General features: G+C 30.0%; 2 protein-coding genes. Both read right to left on the bottom strand.

Features of this window, described 5'->3' with window-relative positions; translation table 11 throughout:
• Positions 1-471: TIGR01741 family protein (locus CD116_RS05875; protein ID WP_103325202.1), on the bottom strand; the 471-nt coding region annotated here is incomplete at its 3' end.
• 28 nt (positions 472-499) lie between these two features.
• Positions 500-982, bottom strand: coding sequence for an antitoxin YezG family protein (locus CD116_RS05870; protein WP_047529271.1), 483 nt, complete (start codon positions 980-982; stop codon positions 500-502).
• Positions 983-1,076 lie beyond the last annotated feature (94 nt).

The following is a 1,076-nucleotide window of genomic DNA, read 5'->3' as shown; positions in this document are numbered from 1 at the left end:
ATAATCTTCTATTTTTTTAACCCTATTTATTGCATATTCTTTTTCAGGCCAAATTCCAAACTTTTTATACATGTAATAATCTTCTCTTCCCATTGGTCCAAATTCTGAATTCATCCAATCAATATAATCAAAAGATACATTCAATTTACCATCTCTTGTAAAGTCAAATTCGCATGATGTCCATGGCTCGAGTCCTTCTTCTATAAACAATTCTCTTAAATTATCAAATTGCTTATATAATTCATATACTGAGTCCATAAATTCCGATCTTGGTATATTATATTTATTTAACACGCTCGTATAGTAAAATAATTCATCACTACTTGGCTCAGTATAATTGTAAAACACTTCTCCACTTCTTTCATTTACATAAGCCATTGCATATACTTTTTCCCACTCTACTGGTATCATGCTGCTAATCTTATTCGCAATCTCGTTATACATTTGACTGAGTTTTTCTTCGAAAGTCATATTATCTCCCCTATAGTTCAGCTTCTTCTTACTCTTTAATATATTGCTCGATTTGTTTAACCTCCTCCATTTCATATTCCATTTCTGGTAAAACACCAAATTTTTTGTACATATAATAATTTTCACGGCCCAATTGATCAAACTCTGTATTTATCCAATCTATATAATCAAATGATACTTTCAATTTACCCTCTCTTGTAAAATCAAATTCACATGATGTCCACGGTTCTAAACCTTCTTTTTTAAAAACTTCTCTTAACTCATCAAACATTCGATAAACTTTAAACCATGAATTCTTAAATAAATCTTTTAAGACATTGCAATCTTTAGGAATATCTGAATAATAATTCAATTCTTCACTACCTGGTTTAGTATAATTAAAAATGACTTCTCCAGCTTGATCAGTTACATAAGCTATTGTAAATACTTGCTCCCATTCTACTGGTATCATCCCACTAATCTCATTCGCAATCTCGTTATACATTTCACTTAATTTTTCCTCAAAAGTCATGTTATCTCCCCTATTGTTCAGCTTCTTCTTGCTCTTTAACATAATCTTCTATTTTTTTAACCCTATTTATTGCATATTCTTTTTCAGGCCAAAT

It is taken from the genome of Staphylococcus schweitzeri, assembly GCF_002902405.1.
Taxonomy (GTDB): Bacteria; Bacillota; Bacilli; order Staphylococcales; family Staphylococcaceae; genus Staphylococcus; species Staphylococcus schweitzeri.
This window is presented reverse-complemented; position numbering and strand designations above follow the sequence as displayed.